This is a genomic window from Aeromonas sp. QDB18 (assembly GCF_027705325.1).
Classification (GTDB): domain Bacteria; phylum Pseudomonadota; class Gammaproteobacteria; order Enterobacterales; family Aeromonadaceae; genus Aeromonas; species Aeromonas caviae.
The window spans coordinates 1-20,981 of sequence record NZ_JAPDBQ010000040.1; the positions used below are offsets into that span (position 1 = coordinate 1).

22 protein-coding genes and 1 pseudogene are annotated in these 20,981 nt (G+C 61.8%); 12 read left to right on the forward strand and 11 right to left on the reverse strand.

What is annotated here, in order from left to right; all coding sequences use genetic code 11:
* Positions 1–312 precede the first annotated feature (312 nt).
* The 4 genes from OKC30_RS08480 to mepA are packed head-to-tail and all read right to left on the reverse strand — an operon-like array spanning position 313 to position 3,075.
* Positions 313–930: a TPM domain-containing protein gene (locus tag OKC30_RS08480; protein WP_010675024.1), complete on the reverse strand. Its 618-nt coding sequence runs from the start codon at positions 928–930 to the stop codon at positions 313–315.
* Between the two features lie 22 nt (positions 931–952).
* A complete protein-coding gene (locus tag OKC30_RS08485; RefSeq protein ID WP_160837249.1) occupies positions 953–1,687 on the reverse strand; it encodes a TPM domain-containing protein in 735 nt (244 codons plus the stop codon).
* The gene (locus OKC30_RS08490; protein ID WP_160837247.1) at positions 1,684–2,289 is read right to left on the reverse strand and encodes a LemA family protein; all 606 of its coding nucleotides are present in this window, start codon (positions 2,287–2,289) and stop codon (positions 1,684–1,686) included. Before OKC30_RS08490 ends, OKC30_RS08485 begins: the two co-directional genes overlap by 4 nt.
* 42 nt (positions 2,290–2,331) lie before the next feature.
* Complete coding sequence (gene mepA, locus OKC30_RS08495) at positions 2,332–3,075, reverse strand: penicillin-insensitive murein endopeptidase (protein ID WP_069785143.1); 744 nt, start codon at positions 3,073–3,075, stop codon at positions 2,332–2,334.
* A 174-nt stretch (positions 3,076–3,249) separates the two neighbouring features.
* On the opposite strand from mepA, the gene OKC30_RS08500 reads away from it, so the two are divergent.
* A complete protein-coding gene (locus tag OKC30_RS08500; RefSeq protein ID WP_069651382.1) occupies positions 3,250–3,792 on the forward strand; it encodes a hypothetical protein in 543 nt (180 codons plus the stop codon).
* Between the two features lie 212 nt (positions 3,793–4,004).
* The gene (locus OKC30_RS08505) at positions 4,005–4,283 is read left to right on the forward strand and encodes an RNA recognition motif domain-containing protein (RefSeq protein ID WP_029314670.1); all 279 of its coding nucleotides are present in this window, start codon (positions 4,005–4,007) and stop codon (positions 4,281–4,283) included.
* 69 nt (positions 4,284–4,352) lie between these two features.
* Here OKC30_RS08505 and OKC30_RS08510 read toward each other — a convergent pair whose 3' ends face one another.
* Entirely contained in the window at positions 4,353–5,252 is a 900-nt protein-coding gene (locus OKC30_RS08510; RefSeq protein ID WP_151028103.1) for an aldo/keto reductase, read from the reverse strand.
* 166 nt (positions 5,253–5,418) lie between these two features.
* Here OKC30_RS08510 and OKC30_RS08515 point away from each other — a divergent pair, with 166 nt between their 5' ends.
* The 3 genes from OKC30_RS08515 to ltaE all read left to right on the forward strand — a co-directional run bounded on the left by OKC30_RS08515 (position 5,419) and on the right by ltaE (position 7,712).
* A complete protein-coding gene (locus OKC30_RS08515) occupies positions 5,419–5,826 on the forward strand; it encodes a transcriptional regulator (protein WP_039038703.1) in 408 nt (135 codons plus the stop codon).
* A 75-nt stretch (positions 5,827–5,901) separates the two neighbouring features.
* Positions 5,902–6,609 carry a short-chain dehydrogenase gene (locus OKC30_RS08520; protein WP_069651380.1) on the forward strand — a complete coding sequence of 236 codons (708 nt, stop codon included), beginning with the start codon at positions 5,902–5,904 and terminating at the stop codon, positions 6,607–6,609.
* An 86-nt stretch (positions 6,610–6,695) separates the two neighbouring features.
* Complete coding sequence (ltaE, locus tag OKC30_RS08525; RefSeq protein WP_160837245.1) at positions 6,696–7,712, forward strand: low-specificity L-threonine aldolase; 1,017 nt, start codon at positions 6,696–6,698, stop codon at positions 7,710–7,712.
* A gap of 63 nt (positions 7,713–7,775) precedes the next feature.
* On the opposite strand, the gene OKC30_RS08530 is transcribed toward ltaE, so the two are convergent.
* From OKC30_RS08530 to OKC30_RS08545, 4 genes are all read right to left on the reverse strand, one after another.
* Positions 7,776–8,207, reverse strand: a complete 432-nt coding sequence (locus tag OKC30_RS08530; RefSeq protein WP_160837243.1) for a PAS domain-containing protein — start codon at positions 8,205–8,207, stop codon at positions 7,776–7,778.
* Between the two features lie 32 nt (positions 8,208–8,239).
* Positions 8,240–9,262 carry a response regulator gene (locus tag OKC30_RS08535; protein WP_041211557.1) on the reverse strand — a complete coding sequence of 341 codons (1,023 nt, stop codon included), beginning with the start codon at positions 9,260–9,262 and terminating at the stop codon, positions 8,240–8,242.
* A gap of 46 nt (positions 9,263–9,308) precedes the next feature.
* Positions 9,309–10,253, reverse strand: a complete 945-nt coding sequence (locus OKC30_RS08540) for a LysR family transcriptional regulator (protein ID WP_270663487.1) — start codon at positions 10,251–10,253, stop codon at positions 9,309–9,311.
* 83 nt (positions 10,254–10,336) lie between these two features.
* Positions 10,337–11,059, reverse strand: a complete 723-nt coding sequence (locus OKC30_RS08545; RefSeq protein WP_323948392.1) for a DUF2982 domain-containing protein — start codon at positions 11,057–11,059, stop codon at positions 10,337–10,339.
* 148 nt (positions 11,060–11,207) lie between these two features.
* Between OKC30_RS08545 and OKC30_RS08550 the strand changes: the two are divergent.
* The 5 genes and pseudogenes from OKC30_RS08550 to OKC30_RS08570 all read left to right on the forward strand — a co-directional run bounded on the left by OKC30_RS08550 (position 11,208) and on the right by OKC30_RS08570 (position 17,124).
* Positions 11,208–13,148 (forward strand): annotated as a pseudogene (locus OKC30_RS08550) (putative bifunctional diguanylate cyclase/phosphodiesterase).
* Between the two features lie 154 nt (positions 13,149–13,302).
* Positions 13,303–14,865 (forward strand): AbgT family transporter, encoded by a 1,563-nt coding sequence (locus tag OKC30_RS08555; protein WP_160837239.1) that lies wholly within the window; start codon positions 13,303–13,305, stop codon positions 14,863–14,865.
* Between the two features lie 67 nt (positions 14,866–14,932).
* A complete protein-coding gene (gene nfsA / locus OKC30_RS08560; protein WP_010675008.1) occupies positions 14,933–15,658 on the forward strand; it encodes an oxygen-insensitive NADPH nitroreductase in 726 nt (241 codons plus the stop codon).
* A gap of 153 nt (positions 15,659–15,811) precedes the next feature.
* Positions 15,812–16,576 carry a hypothetical protein gene (locus OKC30_RS08565; RefSeq protein WP_010675007.1) on the forward strand — a complete coding sequence of 255 codons (765 nt, stop codon included), beginning with the start codon at positions 15,812–15,814 and terminating at the stop codon, positions 16,574–16,576.
* Positions 16,570–17,124, forward strand: a complete 555-nt coding sequence (locus OKC30_RS08570) for a VOC family protein (protein WP_270809592.1) — start codon at positions 16,570–16,572, stop codon at positions 17,122–17,124. The genes OKC30_RS08565 and OKC30_RS08570 overlap by 7 nt, the downstream gene beginning before the upstream one ends.
* On the opposite strand, the gene OKC30_RS08575 is transcribed toward OKC30_RS08570, so the two are convergent.
* Positions 17,109–18,362, reverse strand: a complete 1,254-nt coding sequence (locus tag OKC30_RS08575) for an MFS transporter (protein ID WP_160837235.1) — start codon at positions 18,360–18,362, stop codon at positions 17,109–17,111. The two genes, OKC30_RS08570 and OKC30_RS08575, sit on opposite strands and share 16 nt — an antisense overlap.
* 93 nt (positions 18,363–18,455) lie before the next feature.
* Between OKC30_RS08575 and OKC30_RS08580 the strand changes: the two genes are divergently transcribed.
* Positions 18,456–19,358: a LysR family transcriptional regulator gene (locus OKC30_RS08580; protein WP_160837233.1), complete on the forward strand. Its 903-nt coding sequence runs from the start codon at positions 18,456–18,458 to the stop codon at positions 19,356–19,358.
* A gap of 66 nt (positions 19,359–19,424) precedes the next feature.
* Here OKC30_RS08580 and ribA read toward each other — a convergent pair whose 3' ends face one another.
* On the reverse strand, positions 19,425–20,018 hold the full coding sequence (gene ribA / locus OKC30_RS08585) for a GTP cyclohydrolase II (protein WP_039038692.1): 594 nt from the start codon (positions 20,016–20,018) through the stop codon (positions 19,425–19,427).
* Positions 20,019–20,281: 263 nt separating this feature from the next.
* Here ribA and cmk point away from each other — a divergent pair, with 263 nt between their 5' ends.
* Positions 20,282–20,974 carry a (d)CMP kinase gene (cmk, locus tag OKC30_RS08590; protein WP_160837231.1) on the forward strand — a complete coding sequence of 231 codons (693 nt, stop codon included), beginning with the start codon at positions 20,282–20,284 and terminating at the stop codon, positions 20,972–20,974.
* The last annotated feature ends 7 nt before the right edge of the window (positions 20,975–20,981 follow it).

The window sequence follows — 20,981 nt, forward strand, 5'->3', positions numbered from 1 at the left end:
TACACACTTTCCAGGCGTGCTCCTTCAGCCACTCGGACACCTCACCAAATTTTTACTGCTTGAAGTGGCTTTCGGAGTACGCTGCGCGTGCATCTTGCCGACTTCGTCGGTGGGCAGCCTCTCGGATACCGCACCAAATTCTGGTCTGTGATTTAACGTGTTCAGCCAACACGGTGTTCGCTGCGCCGTTGCGCTGGAACGGGGCGTAATTTAGGGGAAAGGGCTGCCTGGGTCAACCACTTTTCCCCTTATTTTTCATAATCTTTATCGAGTGCCTATCCCTTGAGCATAATGCCGGTTTTTTAATCCCGTTCAAGGCTTGTCGAGAATGATCAGGCTGTCAGGCAGCTCGTTCTGATCCCGGGTTGCGGGGAAGGCGTCGGTCAGAATGGCGCTGGTGCGCTCCACGCACTCCAGGAACCCCTGCTCGACCTCCTTGTTGCGTACCCGAACCACGAAGTCGTCGATGATCTGCTGCCACTGGGTGTTGTCGATGTGCTGGGCGATCCCGTCGTCTACCAGGATCTCCACATAGTGCTCCGCCACCGAGACGAAGATGAGCACCCCGAGCCGGTCCCGGGTGCGGTGAAGTCCCTGCTCGACAAACTGCAGGCGGGCCATCAGGGCGGCCCGGTGACGGCGTACCTTGTTGGGAATGAGCCGCATCTTGATGGGTGTCCAGTGGAACAGCAGGCTCAGCAGCAACCAGACCGACCACTGCACCAGCAGGATCTCGTACCAGCCAAGCCAGAAGCCGAGCTGGAAGACCAGCAGGGGGGTGAGCATGGCGAGCAGGGCGGCCCACAGGGTCGGAATATAGCGATAGCCATCGCTGGCCGGGGCCAGCACGGTGACCAGTTCGGCATCCGTGGCCTGCTCGGCCTGTCGAACCCTGGCCTGCAAGGTGTGGAAAAACTGTTTCGAAATCATCTTGTTGTCTCTTTTTCCCTGATTACCAACCGCCAGATGCACCGCCGCCGCCAAAGCTGCCGCCGCCACCACTGAAACCGCCACCACCACCGCCAGTGCGGCCGCCAAAAGAGCCGGCACCGAATCCACCGGCCATGTAGGCGGCCCGGCGACGTCCTCCCGGCCCACCGCCGCCGCCGCGTAGGTTGTGCAGCACGATCATCGCAATCACCACCAGGATGAAGAGCCAGGGACCTCCCTGCTTGTCGGCGTTGCTGGTGTTGTCCACGGGCTGATATTCCCCGGCCAGGGCCTGCATGATGCCCTGGCTGCCGGCGAGGATGCCGGCCACCATGTCACCGCGCTTGAAGGCGGGCAGGATCCGGGTCTGGATGATGTTGGCGGCGATGGCGTCGGGCAGGGCACCTTCCAGGCCATAACCCACCTCGATGCGCACCTTGCGCTCGTCCTGGGCGATGATCAGCAGAACGCCGTTGTTCTTGTCTTTTTGGCCGATGCCCCAGTGGCGACCGAGCTGGTAGCCGTACTCTTCGATGGTATCCCCCGCCAGCGTGTCGATGGAGACCACCACCAGCTGGACGCCGCTGCGCTTCTCGAAGACGGCCAGTTGCTGTGCGAGTTGGTGGGCCTGCTTGCGGGACATCAGATTGGCCTCGTCCACCACCCGCCCGGTCAGGGCCGGGAAATCGGGGGCGGCATGCAGCGCCGTGGCACAGAGCAGCAGACAGAGCGCCAGCCAGTGTCTCATCACGTTCATTGGAAGCTGACCTTGGGCGCCTCATCGGCACCGGGTTTGGCGCTGAAGGTGGGTTTGGCTTCCAGATCGGAGTAAAGCAGCTTGGACCAGATGACCCCGGGGAAGGTACGGATCTCGGTATTGAACTGGCGTACTGCCTCGATGTAATCCCGTCTGGCCACCGCGATGCGATTCTCGGTGCCTTCCAGCTGGGCCTGCAGGGTCAGGAACTGCTGATCGGTCTTCAGATCCGGGTAGCGCTCGACCACTACCATCAGCCGGGAGAGGGCGCTGGAGAGCTGCTCCTGCGCCGCCTCGAACGCCTTGAGCTGGGAGGGGTCACTCACCTGCACGCTGCCGACTCGGGCACGGGCATCGGTGACCGCCTTGAGGGTCTCCTGCTCGTGGCTGGCGTACCCCTTGACGGTGGCCACCAGGTTGGGAATGAGATCGGCCCTGCGCTGGTACTGGTTCTCGACCTGTCCCCAGCTCGCCTTGACCTGCTCATCCAGGGTCGGAATGTTGTTCATGCCGCAGCCGGTCAAACCCAGCAGCAGGGTCAGGGTCAGCAGGGCACGGGTACCACGCTGCCAGAGTGAAGTGGCCATCTTGTTGTTCTCCATTGATATTTCTCTCGGAAATAGGTTCACCATAACAGCTTGTGGTCAGCCCTCACAACGCCTGGGTAAGAGGGGGGCGCGGTAGCTCATCGACACCTTGGGCAACTGGGGTTTGTCCTTGAGCCAGGAGGCCAGCTCCTCCCCACAGCCATTGCCGGGGGGAATGGGAGCCTGGGACTGGCAGTCCGGACTGTTTGCCGGGCAGCGCAGGCGCACGTGAAAGTGGCTGAAGTGGCCGACCCAGGGGCGCAGCTTGCCGACCCAGGCTTCACCGGGTGCCTGTTTGCACACCTCGGCCTTGATGACGGGGTTGACGAAGATGCGCGCCACCTCGGGGCGATCAGCCGCAAGGCGCAGCAGATTGAGCTGCCTGGGACCGAATCGGCCGGGTAGCATCCGGTAGCTGGGTTCGTCGATCAGCGCCCACTCCCTGGGGGCATCCTGCTCCCAGCGGCTGATGGGTCTGTCAGCCATCCTGAACCAGATGTCGGCATCCAGGCCGGTCTGGTGGCTGCGATGACCTGAGGTAAAGGGCCCCCCGTGCATCATGGCGAGGTCGGCGATATAGAGATCCGGCATGCCGGCCAGTCTGGTCTGGTTGGCCAGATGCTGCAGGTAATGGATGAGGTCGGGGTGACCGTAATAGCGCAGCCGTTTGGTGCGGATCACCTGATAACCAGGACCTTCGAGGGGCAGGGCCACGGCATTTTTCAGGCAGCCGGCGGAGTAGCCGCCGATGGCCTCGGCATAGAGTGTGCTCGCGGACAAGAGCAGGGCGGTGGCGAACATGGGACTCCCGGGATGGCGCCCAGTGCGGGCTCAGACAGCCCCAAGCATACCAAGAGTGGCGGCTGGCCGTCATCCGTGTCGCGGTGGCGGTTGCATCGCGGCGCGTCGCTCGCGCACAATGCGCGGCAACGCAGCGACGGCAAGGCCGTTCGCATCACAGAAGGAGAAGAGAAGATGAGAGTCAGTGAGCTGGCAGCGCAAGAGAACGTGAGCTGGCTGATGCCCCCGGCCCGGCGGTTTTACGGGGTCATGATCTGCCTGTTGCTGGCGAGTCTCGCCACTGTGGTGGCCGCCCTCTGGCTGGGATATCCCGACATGGGCCTGCTGCCCTGGGTCGGGGTGGTCTTTGGCGGTATCGTGCTGGTGATGATGGTGTTGCCGCGCAACTGGCAGCGCTGGCGTCTGGCGGAGCTTGCCTGGGATGAACGCCATCTCTATCTGCTCAATGGCGGCGAAGACCGGGCCTTGGCGCTGCCCAGAGCCGTGCTGGTGGGCATGGAGCGGGATCGCAAGGTGGGACACGATGGCCAGTGGCTCGATTTCAGCCTGGATCTCGGGCTGGATGAGGTGACCCTGGCGACGGCCACCAGCCTGCTCGGGTTGTCCCGGGAAGGGACTCACGAAGTGGCCCCCGGGGTCTATCGATTCGGGTTCAAACGTGCCTGGCATGGGCGTCGTGCCCTCGGCACATTGCTGGCCGAACTGCACCCGCTCTGACTATTTTCTCGACAATTCATCCCAATGCTCAGATACTGCCTCTGATTCGATTTGATCTTTCCTGCTCTGATAACCCAAGAGATCAAGGACTTGGGATACGAAGCTGGAAGTGCCATGGCATGATGCCGTGGCTGGTCCGGCAGGGGGGTTGTGCCCTTACTCCCAGGTCGGTGGATGCATAGATAAGGCACCTTGAATCGAGAGTGGATGGCATGAAGATTTACGTAGGTAATCTGTCGTACCGGATGACGGCCGACGAACTGACAACCGTGTTCAGCCAATTTGGGCAGGTAGACAAGGTCGATATCATCATCGACCGCGATACCGGTCAGTCCAAGGGGTTTGGTTTCATTGAAATGCCGGTCAATGGTGAGGCCGAGAAGGCCATCGCCGAGTTGCACGGCACCGAGGTCGGCGGCCGCACCATCACGGTCAATCAGGCCAAACCGAAGACGGATGCACCCCGTGGTCGCCCCCAGCGCCATCGTTGAATCGTCTCGATAACGGAAAACGGCATGGAATCCTCCATGCCGTTTTTGTTTTCAGGGTCTGGTGCAGACTCAGGGAACGTCATAACCCAGAGCGGCCTTGCGGATGCGGAACCACTGCTGGCGAGTGAGCTCAATGGACTCGGCTGCCACGGCGGCGGCGATCCGCTCCCGTTTGCCGGAGCCGATGAGGGGCAGCGGCTGACTCGGCAGCATCATCACCCAGGCGTAGACCACCTGCTCCAGACAGTCGGCGCCCACCTCCTGGCGGATCTGCTCGAGTTCCGCCCGCAGCGGGGCATAGTCGGGGGCATGGAACAGCCGCCCGCCGCCAAGGCAGGACCAGGCCATGGGCTTGATGCGCAGTTGTTGGCATTGATCCAGGGCACCATCCAGCGTCCCCTCCTGATGGAGCGGGGAGATCTCCAGCTGGTTGGTGACCAGGGGGAAGGGCAGGCGGGATTGCAGCAGGGCGAACTGGTGGGGCGTGAAGTTGGAGACCCCGGCGTGCTTGATCTTGCCTGCCTGCTTGAGGGTGATGAAGGCGTCGGCCACCTCGTCGGCGTTCATCAGGGGGTCGGGGCGATGGATCAGCAACAGATCCAGATGATCGGTGCCGAGCTTTTGCAAGGAGGCTTCGGCACTGGCGACGATGTGTCCCTTGCCGGTGTTGTAGTGATTCAGGGCGTGGGCCGGATTGGCGGTGAGGGCGATGCCGCACTTACTGACGATCTCCATGCGATCGCGCAGGGAGGGCTCCAGGCGCAGGGCATGGCCGAAGGCCTCCTCGCACTGGTAGCCACCGTAGATGTCGGCGTGATCGATGGTGCTGACCCCGAGATCAAGGTGATATTTCATCAGGTCCAGCAGGGCGGCGGGGGAGAGCTGCCACTCCATCAGGCGCCAGTAACCCATGATGAGGCGGGAGAAGGTAGGGCCTTGCTCATGCAGGGCCAGACGGGATACGGACATGGTGACTCCTCTGGAGATAAAAATGCGAAAAGAAAGGGGCAAAATCATGTGCCAGCATCTTGGTCTCTTCCGGCGGACAAGGCAATAATGCCCCCTTCGCGAATTCGAACTATGGTTCTGACTCCGACGGGTCAAGATCCCGGTGTCAGTGAGAGGAGAAGGGGTGATGGAAGGATTTGCCGCCAGGCTGCAAAGCCTGATCGGGGAGGGGAGTGTGAGCGCCTTTGCCCGCAAGGTGGGGTTGAGTGAAGCCCTGATCCGCAAGTATCTGAAAGGGGCCGAGCCCGGCCTTGGCAAGGCGAACCAGATTGCCATGGGGGCCAACTGCTCGCTGGAGTGGCTCGCCACCGGTTGCGGGTATCTCTATCGTCAGGCCGAGGTGGTGGACAGGGACGCGCTGGCGGCGGCGGGGGCGCTGGTGCAGGAGACCCGTCCGGGAAAGCCCATGCCGGACGAGGAGCAACTGGTGACCCTGCTCGCCTATTACCAGTTCCTGCGCAGCCACAAGCAGGCGGACGGTTTTCTGGATCTGGCCCGGGCGCGGGAGTTTGGGCGCCATCTGGCCGAGGCCTGAGCCTGACGGGTGCCCCCGGCAGTCCGCCATTCTTCTGATACCCTCTAAGCAGTGATCAAATCCAAGGACACGCAGATGAGCTATCTGATCCTGGGCAGTGGCGGGTTGGGCAGTGCGCTGGCACGGGAGCTGGCCAGACGGGGCGAAGAGTGGTTGCTGGCGGGCAGGCAACTGCCCAGGGGGCTGGATCCCGCCTGCTACTTTCCGCTGCAGGAGGTGGACCCGCTCTCCTTCGAGGCCCTCTTCACCCTCTATGACAGCACCACCCTGCCGACGGTGGTGATCAACACCATAGGCCTGCTCCATGATCTTGCCCACATGCCGGAGCGGCGGGTGGAGGAGGTGACCCCCCAATGGCTCGAAGAGAGTCTGCTGGCCAATGCCTGGCCCCACCTGGCCCTTGGTGCCAACCTCAGCCGGCGCATGATGCCCCAGAGCACGCTCTGGCTCTGCACCCTCTCGGATCGGGCGGGATGCCTGGAGGAGGGGGGCGAGGAGGCCATGTGCCACTACAGCTACCGCATGAGCAAGGCCGCCCTCAACATGGGGTCCCGGATCCTGGCGGGTGAGTGGGCCGGACGTTTTCCAGGCGCCGGTGTCATCACCGTGCATCCCGGCCTCATGAATACCCCCATGCAGCAACCTTTTCTTCAGGAGATGGATCCCGCCCTGCTGCAGGATCCCGCCGAGGTCGCCGTCCGCCTGCTGGATCTGATGGCCACACTGACGCCCGCGCACTCGGGCCGTTTCGTGGACCTGCACGGTCAGTCGCTGCCCTGGTGAGCCGCCGGGCTCACATTCCCGCTTGCCGTTTCTTGCCAGCCGGGTTCCGGCTGGTTAATGTCATCGTCCTGCATCAGGAGGATGACATGCGCTATATCGATTTACGAAGTGATACCGTGACCCAACCCACGGAAGCCATGCGCCAGAGCATGCTGCATGCCGAGGTGGGAGACGATGTCTATGGGGAAGATCCCAGCATCAATGCGCTGGAGCGCCGCGGCGCCGAACTGCTTGGCAAGGAGGCGGCCCTGTTCGTGCCCTCCGGCACCATGTCCAACCTGCTGGCCATGATGAGTCACTGCCAGCGTGGGGAAGGGGCCCTGCTGGGGGCGGCCTCCCACATCTATCGCTATGAGGCCCAGGGCTCTGCCGTGCTGGGCTCGGTGGCCCTGCAATCCGTCCCCATGCAGGCGGACGGCACTCTGGCCATCGAGGATGTGCGGGGGGCCATCGCTCCCGATGATCCCCATTTCGTCCAGACGCGCCTCGTCTGCCTGGAAAATACCCATAACGGCAAGGTGCTGCCATTGACCTACCTGCGCGCCATGCGCGAATTCGTCGACGAGAAGGGACTGAAGCTGCACCTGGACGGGGCTCGCCTCTTCAATGCGGTGGTGGCGAGCGGGGAGCCGGTGGCCGCCATCGCGGCGCCTTTTGACAGCATCTCTGTCTGCCTCTCCAAGGGACTGGGGGCACCGGTGGGTTCCCTGCTGGTGGGATCGGCTGCGTTCATCGCCCGCGCCAGACGGCTGCGCAAGATGCTGGGGGGCGGCATGCGCCAGGGAGGGATCCTGGCCCAGGCCGCCCTGTTCGCGCTGGATCAGCACGTTGCCCGGCTGGCGGATGATCATCGCCGCGCCAGGCGTCTGGCAGAGGGGCTGGCCGCGTTGCCAGGCATCGCACTCAATTTGGGGGAGGTGCAGACCAACATGGTATTCCTGCGCCTGACCCAGGGAGATCCCGTCACCTTGCTGGGTTTCATGAAGGAGCGCGGTATTCTCTTCTCCGGCTACGGGGAACTCAGGCTGGTGACCCACCTGCAGATCACCGACGATGACATCGACGAGGTGATCGACGCCTTCACCGAGTATCTGAGTGGCTGACGCCATTCCCCATCGCAACAACAAGGGCGCCATCGGGCGCCCTTGTTGTCATGGCAGGGGCGGTCATCCCTGGCGCTGGCCGGTGATCAGCATGGCCTCGTCGGTGGCGTCATAGATTATGATGGCCAGATGGGTGACCTCTCCGGCGAAGTCGGCCAGCGGCACCAGGGTCAGGTTCTGGTACATGTAGGGGGCCGATCCCGTGATGGGGCGGTAGTTGGAGAAGCGCAACAGGTAGGGGCGCTGCTCCCAGGTGCTGAAGGCACGGTTGTTGAGCTTGAACACCATGTTGGCCTTGCGCTCGAGCCAGGCCTTGTCCACATCGGGAAAGAGCGAGAACAGTCTTTGATCGCGCACCTCGCCTGCCAGCCGGCCGCTGTGACTCTCCATGAAGCCGTTCCACACCTGGATCCGGTACTCCCTGTCGAGCACGACCAGCCCCACGTCCAGATTCTGGACGATGTTCATCAGCCAATGAAATTCCCGAATGTCCATGGTCACTCCTGGTGGTTGCTGCCGCGGGACGGTCAGAGCATGTGCATGATCTTGTTGTTCATGGTGGCGATGGAATCTTCGGTAAACAGCAGCAAGAGATCGCACTGCACCGCATAGCCCTGCACCCGATAGTTGATCTCGATGGCCAGAGTGCGGCGCCAGCGGCTCTGGTTGGTCCGAATGAGATCCTGAATGGGCCTGTGCTGGCCCAGCACCACGGGGTGACCCTGGCTAAAAGGGGTGTCGAGCTGGTTGGCGTAGCCGCGCAGGAAGGCACCGATCAGCACGTTGGCGGTGTCCATCAGCAGTTCCAGTTCGGCGCCGTGATCCAGCTCCCCCTGATGGTTCATCAGGCGGGCCAGGTCCTGGAAGCTGGCATCGTGGAACAGCAGCAGGGCCTCCCCGGCGATCCCGGCCCCGATGAAGCCTTGACAGACCGCAGAGAGCGTCTCTGACTCGGCGGCGGCCGAGAGCGCCATGTGCAGCTCGGAGACCTCCAGCACGTTGACGTTGGGGATGGGGAGCAGCACGAAGGCGCCGAGCAGGCGGGCCAGCAGATCCGCCCCCTGGCCCATGGCGACGTTGGCCAGCTCCTGATAGACATCCCGCAGCTCGGGGGTGAACTGGATGCTGCTCTGGGCAGCCTGGTGGCTGGCGACGGGCTGGGGCTGGATGGCCGTCACCTGGGTGGCCGATTGCCACAGTCCGTGGCGCTTGAGCAAGGCAAGGAGGGTGTCCGGGGAGGCCGGCTTCTTGATGAAATCGAGGGCGCCAAGGGCCATGACACGCTCATGGGCTTCCGGCTGGATGTCGCCGGAGACCACGATCACCTTGCTGCGCACCCCTTCTCGCTTGAGGGTCTCGAGAACCCCATATCCGTCCATCTCCGGCATGGTGAGATCGAGAAAGATCAGGTCCCCGTGCCCCATCAGGATCTGCTCGACCCCTTCCAGTCCGTCCGCGGCCTGGTGCAAGGTGACACCCCAATCGGCGGGCAGGGCGCGCACCAGCTGTTTGCGCGCGAACCCGGAGTCATCACATATCAATACATTCATAGTGTTAGCCGACCTGTGCAACGAGGATTGCGCTAAGTGTGGGTCATCAGCCGTCAGATGCAACGGGCAGCGGCTGCGCCGGTGAAAATTGATCGTTCTGCTGGCGGGTACGATAGCGCTCAGAGTGCTTCTCGACGAAATCGGCGAACATCTTAACACGCAACGGGGTGAACCGGGGCTGACAATGGAGCATGTAGAAGGGACGTTTTCCCGACTGCCAGTCCGGCAGGACGGGGACGAGCTGACCATCTTGCAGGAAGGGGTGCACATAGTGCTGCGGGGCGTTGACGATGCCGAGGTGGCGCTGGGCTGCCCGCACGGCGGCCTGGGTCTGGTCGATGCAAAGGCGGGGAGTGCGCTTGATGCAGATCGTCTGTTCGTCCCGCCCGCTCAGTTGCCAGTGCTGGTGGGGCCAGCAGTAGATGAGATCGTGCTCTTCCAGCTGGGTCGGGTGGGAGGGCACCCCCATCTTCTCCAGATAGAGGGGGGAGGCGAACAGACCGTACTGGATGTGACCCAGACAGAGGGCGTTGGGCAGGGTCTGGGGGAGCTCGCCGTTGAAAAAGACCAGGTCCCTGTCCTGATCTGCCTGGAGGGCATGGTCGTTGGACTGGCGGATGTCGAACTGTACCCAGGGATAGCGCAGGCCGAAGTCCACCAGCATGTCGACCAGGATGGTGTTGGAGAGGGCGATGGGGGCTGCGAGGCGGATGAGGCCGCTGATGTCCGTCTCCTCACCCCGGATTTCGCCGGTGGCCTGCTCTATTTCCGCAAGGGGGGTACAGAGGCGCTCGTAATAGCGCAGCCCTTCGTCCGTGAGACGCAGCTTGCGGGTGGATCTGTGCAGCAGGCTACATCCGAGCTGCTCTTCCAGTTGGGAGATACGTCGACTGATGGTGCCGGTCGGCATGCCCAGCGCAGCGGCGGCGTGGGAGAAACCGCCCTCTTGCACCACCTTGACGAACAGATAGAACTCTTCGATGTACTTCATAAGCGGTTTTAGGGGGTGTTCTGGCTGTAACAAGCCAGTGACCTTATGAAGAGTCACCGGGCTTGGCAAGCGCAATCCGGCGTTTAATTGATCTGGATTAGATTCGACTCGCGCTGGTATTGCTGGAGCAGATGGACGAAATCTTCCGGGGATCTGTCCAGGCTGTTGTCGGGCACCAGCAGATCGTACCCTAGCAGATCCCGCAGCCGTGCCATGCGGTTGCCGAGCATGGCGATCACCCCCTCATAGCGCTGGCCGGCGGGTGAGCAGAAGCGGCTCTCCTCCAGCAGTCCCTCTCCCAGGAGCCCACTGCCGCACCCTCCGGTCGGGCAGTCGGAGCGCTCGCTTCGCATGGCCTGCATTAGCACGGCGCGCTGCTCGGTGAGCAGACGGACGGCGAGCCGGGGTGTGATCAGCGTCAAAAAAGCGTCGTAATCCTTTATTTTCAAACCGATGTAGGGCAGCTCCACCAGATCCCACCCCAAATGGATACGTGGTTGGTCAATTCGCTGAATATTTCTCCATTTTAGGATCCAGCCGCCGTACTTGTGATGGTATTGCAGGCAGTCCTGACACAAAGAGAGACTAAAATGAGGCTCACCCAGTTTCCAAGCCCCGACAAGAATTGTCATCAGGCCCGCCAGGAGGAGGGAAATGGCGGGGATTAGTAGTTGTTCACGAAGAAAAAAAAGTATAAAAATCATAGCAATGGTTATCACCATGCCCAACAATACCAGTGTGAGTCCATTTCTTCTTACCATGGGGATCACATGTAGCGTTTTCATATGATTTCGGCCTTTTTTCATCCGTTTGTTATCCGATTATGGGCCGGAACGGATTTTGTACCAGCGCGAATGCTCCTGTCAGGGGGCGCAAGCGACTGGTTCGACCATGAGCTTTCAGCATGAATCATCACTCAACATGAATACGCTAGACGAACGCCTGCTCACCGTGATGGATGTCCTCCACACGCCGGTCTGGGTCTATGACATCCAGCGTCATCATATTTACTGGGCCAACGATGCTGCCCTCGGGCTCTGGGAGGCGAGCTCCCTGGCCGAGCTGAAGTCCCGGGATTTCTCCGCCGACATGGCCGCCGCCATCGATCTGCTGCTGCAGCGCTATCTCGGCGATTTCCAGCAGGAGCGCAGTTACAACGAGTGGTGGACCCTCTCACCCAAGGGGGTCAAGAAGCAGGTCTATCTGCGTCTTTCCGGGATCCAGCTTGCCGGACGGTAGATGATGATGGCGGAAGCGGTCATCGATGCCGACACCCTCTATCAGGAGTCCTCCCTCGCCACTGGCGACACCCTGGCCTGTATCTTTGACAACGAGGGGCGCCTCGAGAGCGGCAACCATCACTTCGACATGTGCTTTGGCACCGGCATTCTGACGCTGCCCCAGATCTTCTCCGGTGCGGACGAGGCCTTCTATCGTCGCCTCTCCCGTCTGGACGAAGTGGTGGCTGAAGGGGAGTGTCGCACCCAGAAGGGGATGCGCTGGTTCCAGTACCAGTTTCGCCATATCCAGCAGGGGGCACGGATCCTGCTGACCATGCGGGACATCACGGATCGCAAGCTCGAAGAGCTGGAGCATCGCCACCTGGCCTGGCACGACTCCCTCACTGGGCTGCTCAACCGCTACGGCCTGATGAAATCCCTGGAAGCCTATTGCGGCCTCGGGGGGCGCTTTGCCCTGGTGTTCATGGATCTGGACAACTTCAAGCTGGTCAATGACAACTACGGCCACAAGGCCGGGGATCGCCTGCTGGAGCGGGTCGCCGGACGGCTCAAGCAGATCTGCCCGCGGGACGTGGAGCTGGCGCGCCTTGGCGGGGATGAGTTCACCGCCCTGGTGCCCCTCAACCAGGCGAGCGATCGGGCCCAGGAGGTGGCGGATCTCATGCTCTCCCAGATGAGCAAGCCACTGCAGCTGAGTGGTGTCCCCGAGGTCACCATCGGCGGCAGCATCGGCATCGCCATCTACCCGGACGACGCGGATGATGGCGACAATCTCATCACCCGTGCCGACATGGCCATGTACCAGGCCAAGCAGATGGGGCGGCTTCGCTGGCAGCGCTTCACCCCCAGCATGCAGCAAAGCCTGCATCGCAAGCTGACCCTCAAGCAGTTTCTGGCCAAGGCCGTCGGTCGGGGGGAGCTCAGCCTGCGCTATCAGCCCCAGGTGGATGTGGCGCAAGGTCGGGTCATCGGTTTCGAGGCCTTGGTACGCTGGTACAATCCCGTGCTTGGCCATGTGTCGCCGGCGGAGTTCATTCCGCTGGCCGAAGAGATGGGGCTCATCCGGGAAATCGGAAGCTGGGTGCTTTCCACCGCATTGGCCCAGATGGGGGAGTGGCAGCGACAGGACGGGGTGAGGGTGCCGGTGTCGGTCAATCTCTCGGGCTTTCAGCTCTCTGCCAGTTTGCCGGAGCTGGTGGCCCAACTGCTCGAGGCATTCTCGGTGGAGGCGGCACTGCTGACCCTGGAGCTGACCGAGACGGTGCTGATGCTGGACATGAAGGGGTGCATCGAGATCCTCGACGCCCTGAGCGAGCAGGGGATCAAGATCGCCATCGACGACTTCGGGACGGGCTACTCCTCCCTGGCCTACCTCAACCGGTTGCCCATCGACACCATCAAGCTGGACCGCTCCTTCGTGGTGGGGCTCAACCTGCCGGTGATCCGGGCGACGGTGGCCATGGCCACCAGTCTGGGGCTCGGGATCCTGGCGGAAGGGGTGGAGGAGGAGCACGAGCTCGCGGCCCTGCAGACCCAGGGTTGCCATGTCTTCCAGGGATTTCTGTTCAGCCGTCCCATGACACCGGAAGAGGTGGCGGCGGCGGGGTTCGCAGTACAGTGCCGGCTGGGCCGCTATCCCCTCGCAAACCATTGAGAAAGTTGTCGATAAATGTGCGGCATCTCCCATTTATGAAGTGCGAGATGCCAAATTAAACATAATTAATCGAATTTTTGTCTCATATCATGGGATCCATTAGACGTTATCGCTAGTATGCGCGCTCATTCCTTGGTAATGGAGTATCACCATAATGAGTCAAGCTGCAGTGAACGAGCGTCCGGCCCCTCCCAACGGCTGGTTGAACCGCTTTCTGAACGGGGTGGAGAAGGCGGGCAACAAGCTGCCGGATCCCGCCATGCTCTTCCTCTATGCCTTGCTGATCGTCTGGGTCGGCTCCTGGATAGGCTCCCAGTTCTCCTTCGATCTGGTCAATCCCCGCACCGGAGAGGCCGTGGTCATCAACAACCTGTTGACCGGGGCAGGGCTGGCGGACTTTCTCGCCAGCATGGTCACCACGTTCACCGGGTTTGCTCCCCTTGGCATCGTGCTGGTGGCCATGCTGGGGGTAGGGGTGGCTGAACAGTCCGGTTTCATCAACACCGGGCTCAAGAAGCTGCTCAAGGTGACGCCGGCGCGCTTTCTGACCCCCATGCTGATCCTGGTGGCCATCGTCAGCCATACCGCCGCCGATGCGGGCTATGTGCTGGTGATCCCCATTGGCGGCATCATCTTCCATGCGGCGGGTCGTCACCCGCTGGCGGGGATTGCCGCGGCCTTTGCCGGGGTTTCCGGCGGGTTTGCCGCCAACTTCCTGCCCTCCGGCGGGGATGCGCTGCTTCAGGGGTTCACCCAGTCTGCAGCCCAGTTATTCGACCCTGACTACATGGTCAACACCCTGTGCAATATCATCTTCACCGGCGCTTCTTCCTTGCTGATCATCTGCGTGGGCTGGTTTGTCACCGAGAAGATTGTCGAGCCGCGCCTCAAGCAAGTGCCCCTCAACGAGGATCTGGAGAGCGCCGACGAGATGGGTCGTTACAGCGCGCAGGAGAGCCGGGCCTTCAACTGGGCCGGGTTCGCCATGCTGGCGGCCGTGGTGCTGCTGGGGCTGGCGCTGGCCCCCGGCGACTCGCCGATGCGGGCACCGGACGGTTCCCTCACCACCTTCGCCGCACCGGTGATGAAGTCCATCGTGCCCCTCATTTTCCTGCTCTTCATCCTGCCCGGGATCGTCTACGGCTTTGTCGCCGGCAGCTTCAAGAGCGGCAAGGATGTGATCGACGCCATGTCGGCCACCATGAACAAGATGGGCTCCTACATGGTGATGGCCTTCTTCTGCGCCCTCTTCATCAAGGCGTTCGGGGATTCCAACCTCGGTACCCTGCTGGCGCTCTCCGGTGCCGAGGTGCTTCACGCCCTGGCGCTGCCGGGAGAGGTGACCATCGTCGGCATCATACTGCTGACGGCCACCGTCAACCTGGTGGTGGGCTCGGCCTCCGCCAAGTGGGCCCTCATTAGCCCCATCCTGGTGCCCATGCTGATGGCGGTGGGGATCTCGCCCGAGCTGACTCAGGCCGCGTATCGGGTGGGGGATTCCGCCTCCAACATCATCACCCCGCTGATGGTCTTCTTCCCCCTGGTGGTGGTCTATTGCCAGCAGTATGTGAAGAGCACAGGCATCGGCACCCTGGTCTCCATGATGCTGCCTTACTCCCTGGCCTTCCTGGTGAGCTGGACGGGCTTCCTGCTGATCTACTGGGCGCTGGGGTTCCCGCTTGGGTTGCAGGCCCCCTATGTCTATCCTGTCCCTTGAGGGTGACGGGGGGCCTTGGGCCCCCCGCTTTTTTTGGGTAGAGTGTGACCTTCATTCCGGAGGTACCATGAACCCGACCATCGATCTCATTCTTTCCCATCGCTCCATTCGCCAGTTCACCCCAGAGCCCGTCAGCGCAGAGCAGCTGGATCAGATCCTGAGCGCCGCCCAGAGCGCCGCGAGCTCCAGCTTCCTCCAGGCCAACAGCATCATCCGGGTTACCGACAAGGGGTTGCGGGCCACCCTGGCGGAGCTGGCAGGCCATCAGGCCTATGTGGTCGAAGCGGCGGAGTTTCTGGTGTTTTGCGCCGACTACCATCGTCACAGCCAGATAGTGCCGGAGGCCCGCACCGGCTTTGTGGAGCAACTCATGATCGGGGCCATCGACGGCGCCCTGATGGCGCAAAATGCCTTGCTGGCGGCCCAGTCACTTGGGCTGGGGGGGGTCTATATCGGCGGCATTCGCAACAATCCTGCCGAGGTGAGCGAGGTGCTGGGTCTGCCCCATCAGGTGATACCGCTGTTTGGCCTCTGCCTGGGCCATCCCGCCCAGCGGCCGGAGCAAAAACCGCGGCTGCCCCGGGCGCTGGTGGTGCACGAGAACCGCTATCCTGCCACCCTGGACCGCGCCCTGCTGGCCCGGTACGACGGGCAGATCCACGACTACTACCAGGCCCGCAGCAGCAACAACAAGGATCAGACCTGGAGCGGGCAGATCAGGGGGATCCTGGGCAAGGAGGCGAGGCCCTTCATGCTGGGATTCCTGCAGTCGAAGGGTTTTTGCCTCAAGTAATGGGGGCGGCGGGCGATATGGAGCATGACGCACCGGATGCGGTCACCGCCTGCGAGCGTTCTTGTGAGGCAATACGGGATCTGGGCGCTACCCTATGAGGCTAAGCTGTTGTAGGATCTCGCAATTGGATTGGGACTGGAGTGTGAACACCCTATGATTTTAACCCTGATATTGCTGTCAATCGGCGCACTCCTGTTTCTGGTCATCGCCTATAATGTGGTGCAGCAATACAAGCAGAAGGCCGAATCGGACAAGCGCCAGGCCATTGCCCGTCACAAGGCGGTGGCAGACGAGACCGAAGAGGTGTTGCTGAACGTCAACCTGGTGCCCTTTTCCAAAAACATGGTGCTGCTGTTGCAACACCGGATCCTGGATGCCTACCGCGCCATCGCGCTGGTGATGCCCAATGCGCAGGTCAAGCAGCGCATCGCCGATGTCCAGCTTCAGATCAAGAATGTGCAGGAGAACTACAGCAGCCAGGACGAGGGGCATTTCAAGACGCCGGAGTCCGACCGCCAGGCCATCCAGATGCTGCAACTGGCCAAGAAGATGCGGGCCGTGCTGCGGGTCGAGCACAACAAGGGCAAGATAGATCCCCAGGGCTTTGCCCAGGAGGATCGCCGCCTCGAGCTGATGCAGCTCAAGATCAACATCGCCAACCTGCTCAAGCGGGCCATGGATGCCCAGATCCAGGGGCAGTACGGCACCTGCCGCCAGCTCTACACCAAGGGGCTGGGGGCGCTGGCCAATGTCACCGACAAGGATCCCTACCTGCTGGCGCGGGAAGAGGACATGCGTCAGGGGATGCGCCAGCTGGAAGAACACCTGCAGCAGCACAGCGAGAAGGAGCTGCAAAACATCAAGGACAAAGAGACGGACGAACTGGACGTCCTGTTCCAACCGAAGAAGAAATGGTGATCATGTCACATCCCATGGATTCCACACTGGGGCCCATGGCCCCATTTGTTTGTCAACTGCTCACGGAAATGCATGCCGTCATGGGAGTCAATGACTCCCCCGTGGTGGATCACCTCTGCTACCGCGCCGCCACCCTGCCGGAATATCTGGAGTTGAAAGCGGTGCTGGCCGCCCACGGAGTCTTGCTGGTGGAGGGGATGATAGGCGGTCGTCCCATCGCCACCTATCGCCTGCACCAGCCCGTCTGCTGGGAGCAGGTGACCGTCCCCTGCATCGAACTGGCCGCCCCCAAGGCGGGCCGAAGCCATCAGGTCGGGCTCGAACATATCGAGCTGGTGGTGCCCTCGCTCACGGCCTTGGTGGCGACGCATCCCGATGTCCCCTTCAAGACCGGCAACATCGATGACGGACGCAATCCGGATATAGGATTGATGCTGCCCTCTGGGCAGATCAAGTTTCATCTGCGCCCGCTTGAGGAGGTGATCGACGAAGAGCTCTGTACCGGCGCCGTGGTGCCGGTACCGGCGGACTATTATGACGGTCTGTGAGGGGAGGGCCCGTTGACGGGAGCCTGACCCTGTGGCGTCAACGTACAAGCGGGCGCCACACGTCCTTTCAAGTGACCGAGCCAGAGGCTCAACCCCGCGGTGATCATCAACACCAGCCCGATGCCGAGCACCAGACCCCAGAGCCCCCCCTGCTCCCAGAAGGGATGCAGATAAAGCCCGCCCAGACTGGCTCCCAGGTAGTACCCCACCAGATAGAGCGACGAGGCGAGCGCCCGGTTGTGCTCCACGTGCTGGCCGACCCAGGCGCTGGCACAGGCGTGGGCGAGGAAGAAGCCGAAGCTCGAGACAAGCAATCCCCCGATGATGGCGACAAGGCTCCCCTGCAACAGGGCCAGGCTGCCGAGTGCCATCAAGGTTATTCCCGCCAGCAGCAGACGATGTGCTCCCCAGCGATGGGCCCCGCGGCCGCTCAGTGAAGAGGCGACGGTGCCGGTGAGGTAGGTCAGAAACAGCATGCCGAGCCACTGGGGCGGCAGGGAGAAGGGGGCCTTGGCCAGCAGGAAGGTGAGATAGCTGTACTGGTTCAGGAAGACCATGAAGTTGAGACCGCCGATGAGATAGGCCCCCACCAGCAGGGGATTGCCAAGGTGACTCTGGATGGCGCGGCGCAGTTGCCCAGGCGCTGCCTCCACGGCCACGAAGCAGCGCTGGGCGGGCAGCAGCCAGATGACCAGTGGCAGCAGGGCGAGGCTGATGACCCCGATACCGAGGAAGGTGTGCTGCCAGTCACCAAACCAGCCAGCCAGCAGACCGCCGACCACCCGGCCCGCGATGCCCCCCAGGGAGTTGGCGGCGATATAGACGCCGACGGCTACGATGAGGGCACGTTTGCTGAACTCTTCCCCCATGTAGGCAATGGCGGTGGCGGGCAGCCCTGCCAGCAGGACGCCTTGCAGGATGCGCAGGCTCACCAGCACATCAAAGTGGGTGACCCAGGGGATGCACAGGGAGAGCAGGATGGCGGCCGCCAGGGTCCACAGCATGATCCGCCGCCGTCCGAACCGATCAGCCAGACGGGCACAGACGAGCAGGGAGCCTGCAAGCCCTGCGGTACAGCCTGCCAGCGTCCAGCTGGCGGACAGGGCGCTGACCGAGAAAACCTCTGCCAGGAGCGGCAGCAGGGGATGGGTCTGGTAGAGATTGAGGAATACCAGGAAGGAACCCAGGCTGAGGGCCAGGGTGGCGCGTATCCATTCGCGACTGCCTACTTCGATCATATGGAGTTGTCCCGACGACTTTTGTGCAGGGTAGTGCGACGAAACGTATAAATATAATATATTTAAGTTATCACCCTGATAAATGAAATTGATATGGATCTGAAACAGCTCGGATACCTGCTGGCGGTGCGCGATGCCGGCTCCTTCACCAGGGCGGCCCAGGGGCTGAACGTGGCCCAGCCTGCCGTCAGCATGGCCATCGCCAAGCTGGAGCAGCAGCTCGATCTGCGGCTGTTTGACCGGCAGGACCGCAGCGTGCGCCTCACCCCGGAGGGAGAGGTCCTCTGTCGCCACGCCGAACGGCTGCTGCGCCAGATGCACCAGGCCGAGGCCGAGATGGCCGAGCTCAAGGGGCTGGAGCGGGGGGAGGTGCGCATCGGCATCCCCTACATGATGGGATCCTATTACTTCCCGCCAATCCTGATGGCGTTCAAGCATCGCTACCCCGGCTTGAAGATCCGGGTGGAGGAGGCGGGCACCCGGGAGCTGCTCAGCCGCATGGTGGATGGCAGTCTGGATCTCGCCATCCTCATCACCAGCGATCTGCCACCGGCCCTCGAGGGGGCGCAACTGCTGCGGGAAGAGATGCTGATGGTGGTGGGGGAGGAGCACCCGCTGCGCGGCGCTGAGTCGGTCTCGCTGCCACAGTTCTTCGGCCAGGAGCTCGCCATGTTCCGGCGAGGCTTCTACCACAGGGAACACATGGAGGTGTTGGCGCAGGGGCTGGGGGTAGAGCCTGACATCGCGTTCGAAAGCAATCTCATCCCACTGCTCAAGGCGGTGGTGCGTCAGGGATTCGCCGTGACCACCTTCCTGCGCATGGCGCTGGAAGAGGAGCCGGCCCTCACCGGCATCCCTTTTTCACCCCCTATCTTCCTGGATCTCTGCGTCGCCTGGCGACGGGGGGATCCGCTCTCCATGGCGAACCGGGCGTTGCGGGATTTTTTGCTGGCGCAAGGGGATGCGTCTCATCATTGTGCTACAGATACTGAATGATTGAGTGGTATCACCAATAAAAACGCCTCCAATCTGGAGGCGTATGCTGAAAAGGTGGATGCAACCTTATTTCTTGAACAGGTGATCCAGCTTGTTTGCCTTGGTGGAGAGATAAAACTCGTTGTGGGGATTGCGACCTTCCTGAAGGGGCACGCGCTCCGCCACCGGGATGCCAAAGGATTCCATCGCCTTCAACTTGCGCGGGTTGTTGGTCATCAGGCGCAGGGACCTGACCTCGAGCGCCTTGAGCATGTCGGCGCAGATGGTGTAGTCGCGCATGTCGGCGGCAAAGCCAAGCGCCACGTTGGCCTCCACGGTATCGGCCCCCTGATCCTGCAGATGATAGGCCCGGATCTTGTTGAGCAAGCCGATGCCTCGCCCTTCCTGACGGACATACAGCAGGACGCCGCGGCCCGCCTTGGCGATGTTTTCCAGCGCGGCCTGCAATTGGAAGCCGCAGTCACAACGCAGACTGAACAGGGCATCCCCGGTCAGACACTCGGAATGAATGCGTCCCAGCACGGGTTCGCCGTCTGCGATATCGCCCATCACCAGCGCGGCATGATCCTTGCCCGTGCCGGTTTCCTGAAAACCAACCAGCGTGAAAGTGCCCCAGGGGGTCGGCAACTTGGATTTGGCCACGAGGGTAACGCTGCTCATATGGTTGCTCCTGACTACAGCTGCTTAAAAAAGGGCGGCCAGTTTAGCGCGCATTGTCCGGAACAACCATAAGAACAAAACCTTGCGTGAGAAGTGGGTTAACCCGATTGGTCAGAATAGGTGCAATCACGACGACTTTTGCGCAATTGTGTGCCCTGACAACTGCCAGCGACGGCGCATTCGGGTATAATCGGCGCCCATTAACCCATCCCGACAGGGATGTGTGCAACCAGTCAAGATGCCGAGTGCGCAGGAGAAACGTTATGGCTCAGATGGCCCCCGTGATGACTATTGATGGCCCAAGTGGAGCAGGAAAAGGCACCTTGTGCCAGTTGCTGGCTGAAAAACTGGGCTGGCACCTGCTCGATTCCGGTGCCATCTACCGGGTGCTCTCCCTGGCAGCCCTGCATCACGATGTGGAGCTCGATTCCGAAGCCGCATTGGTTCCCCTGGCCGCCAATCTGGATGTGCAATTCCAGGTAGAAGGGGAGCTGGTCAAGGTGATCCTCGAAGGGGAGGATGTTTCCCGCACCATTCGTACTGAAGAAGTGGGCAACGCGGCCAGCAAAATCGCGGCGTTTCCCCGGGTACGTGAAGCCCTGCTGCGCCGTCAGAGAGCATTTCGCCAAGCCCCCGGTCTCATCGCCGACGGTCGCGACATGGGTACAGTGGTTTTCCCCGAGGCGAATGTGAAGATTTTCCTCGACGCCAGCGCCGAGGAGCGGGCCCAGCGCCGCTATAAGCAGTTGCAAGATAAGGGCTTTGATGTTAACTTTGAGCGTCTTTTAACCGAGATTCGGGAACGTGACGATCGCGACAGAAATCGCGCCGTCGCTCCCCTGAAACCCGCGGAAGATGCTCTTGTTGTAGACTCAACGTCCATGACCATAGATGAAGTGCTGGCAACGGTGCTTGCCTATGTAGAGCAACAACTTGGTGATGTCAGCGCAAACTGATGTCAGT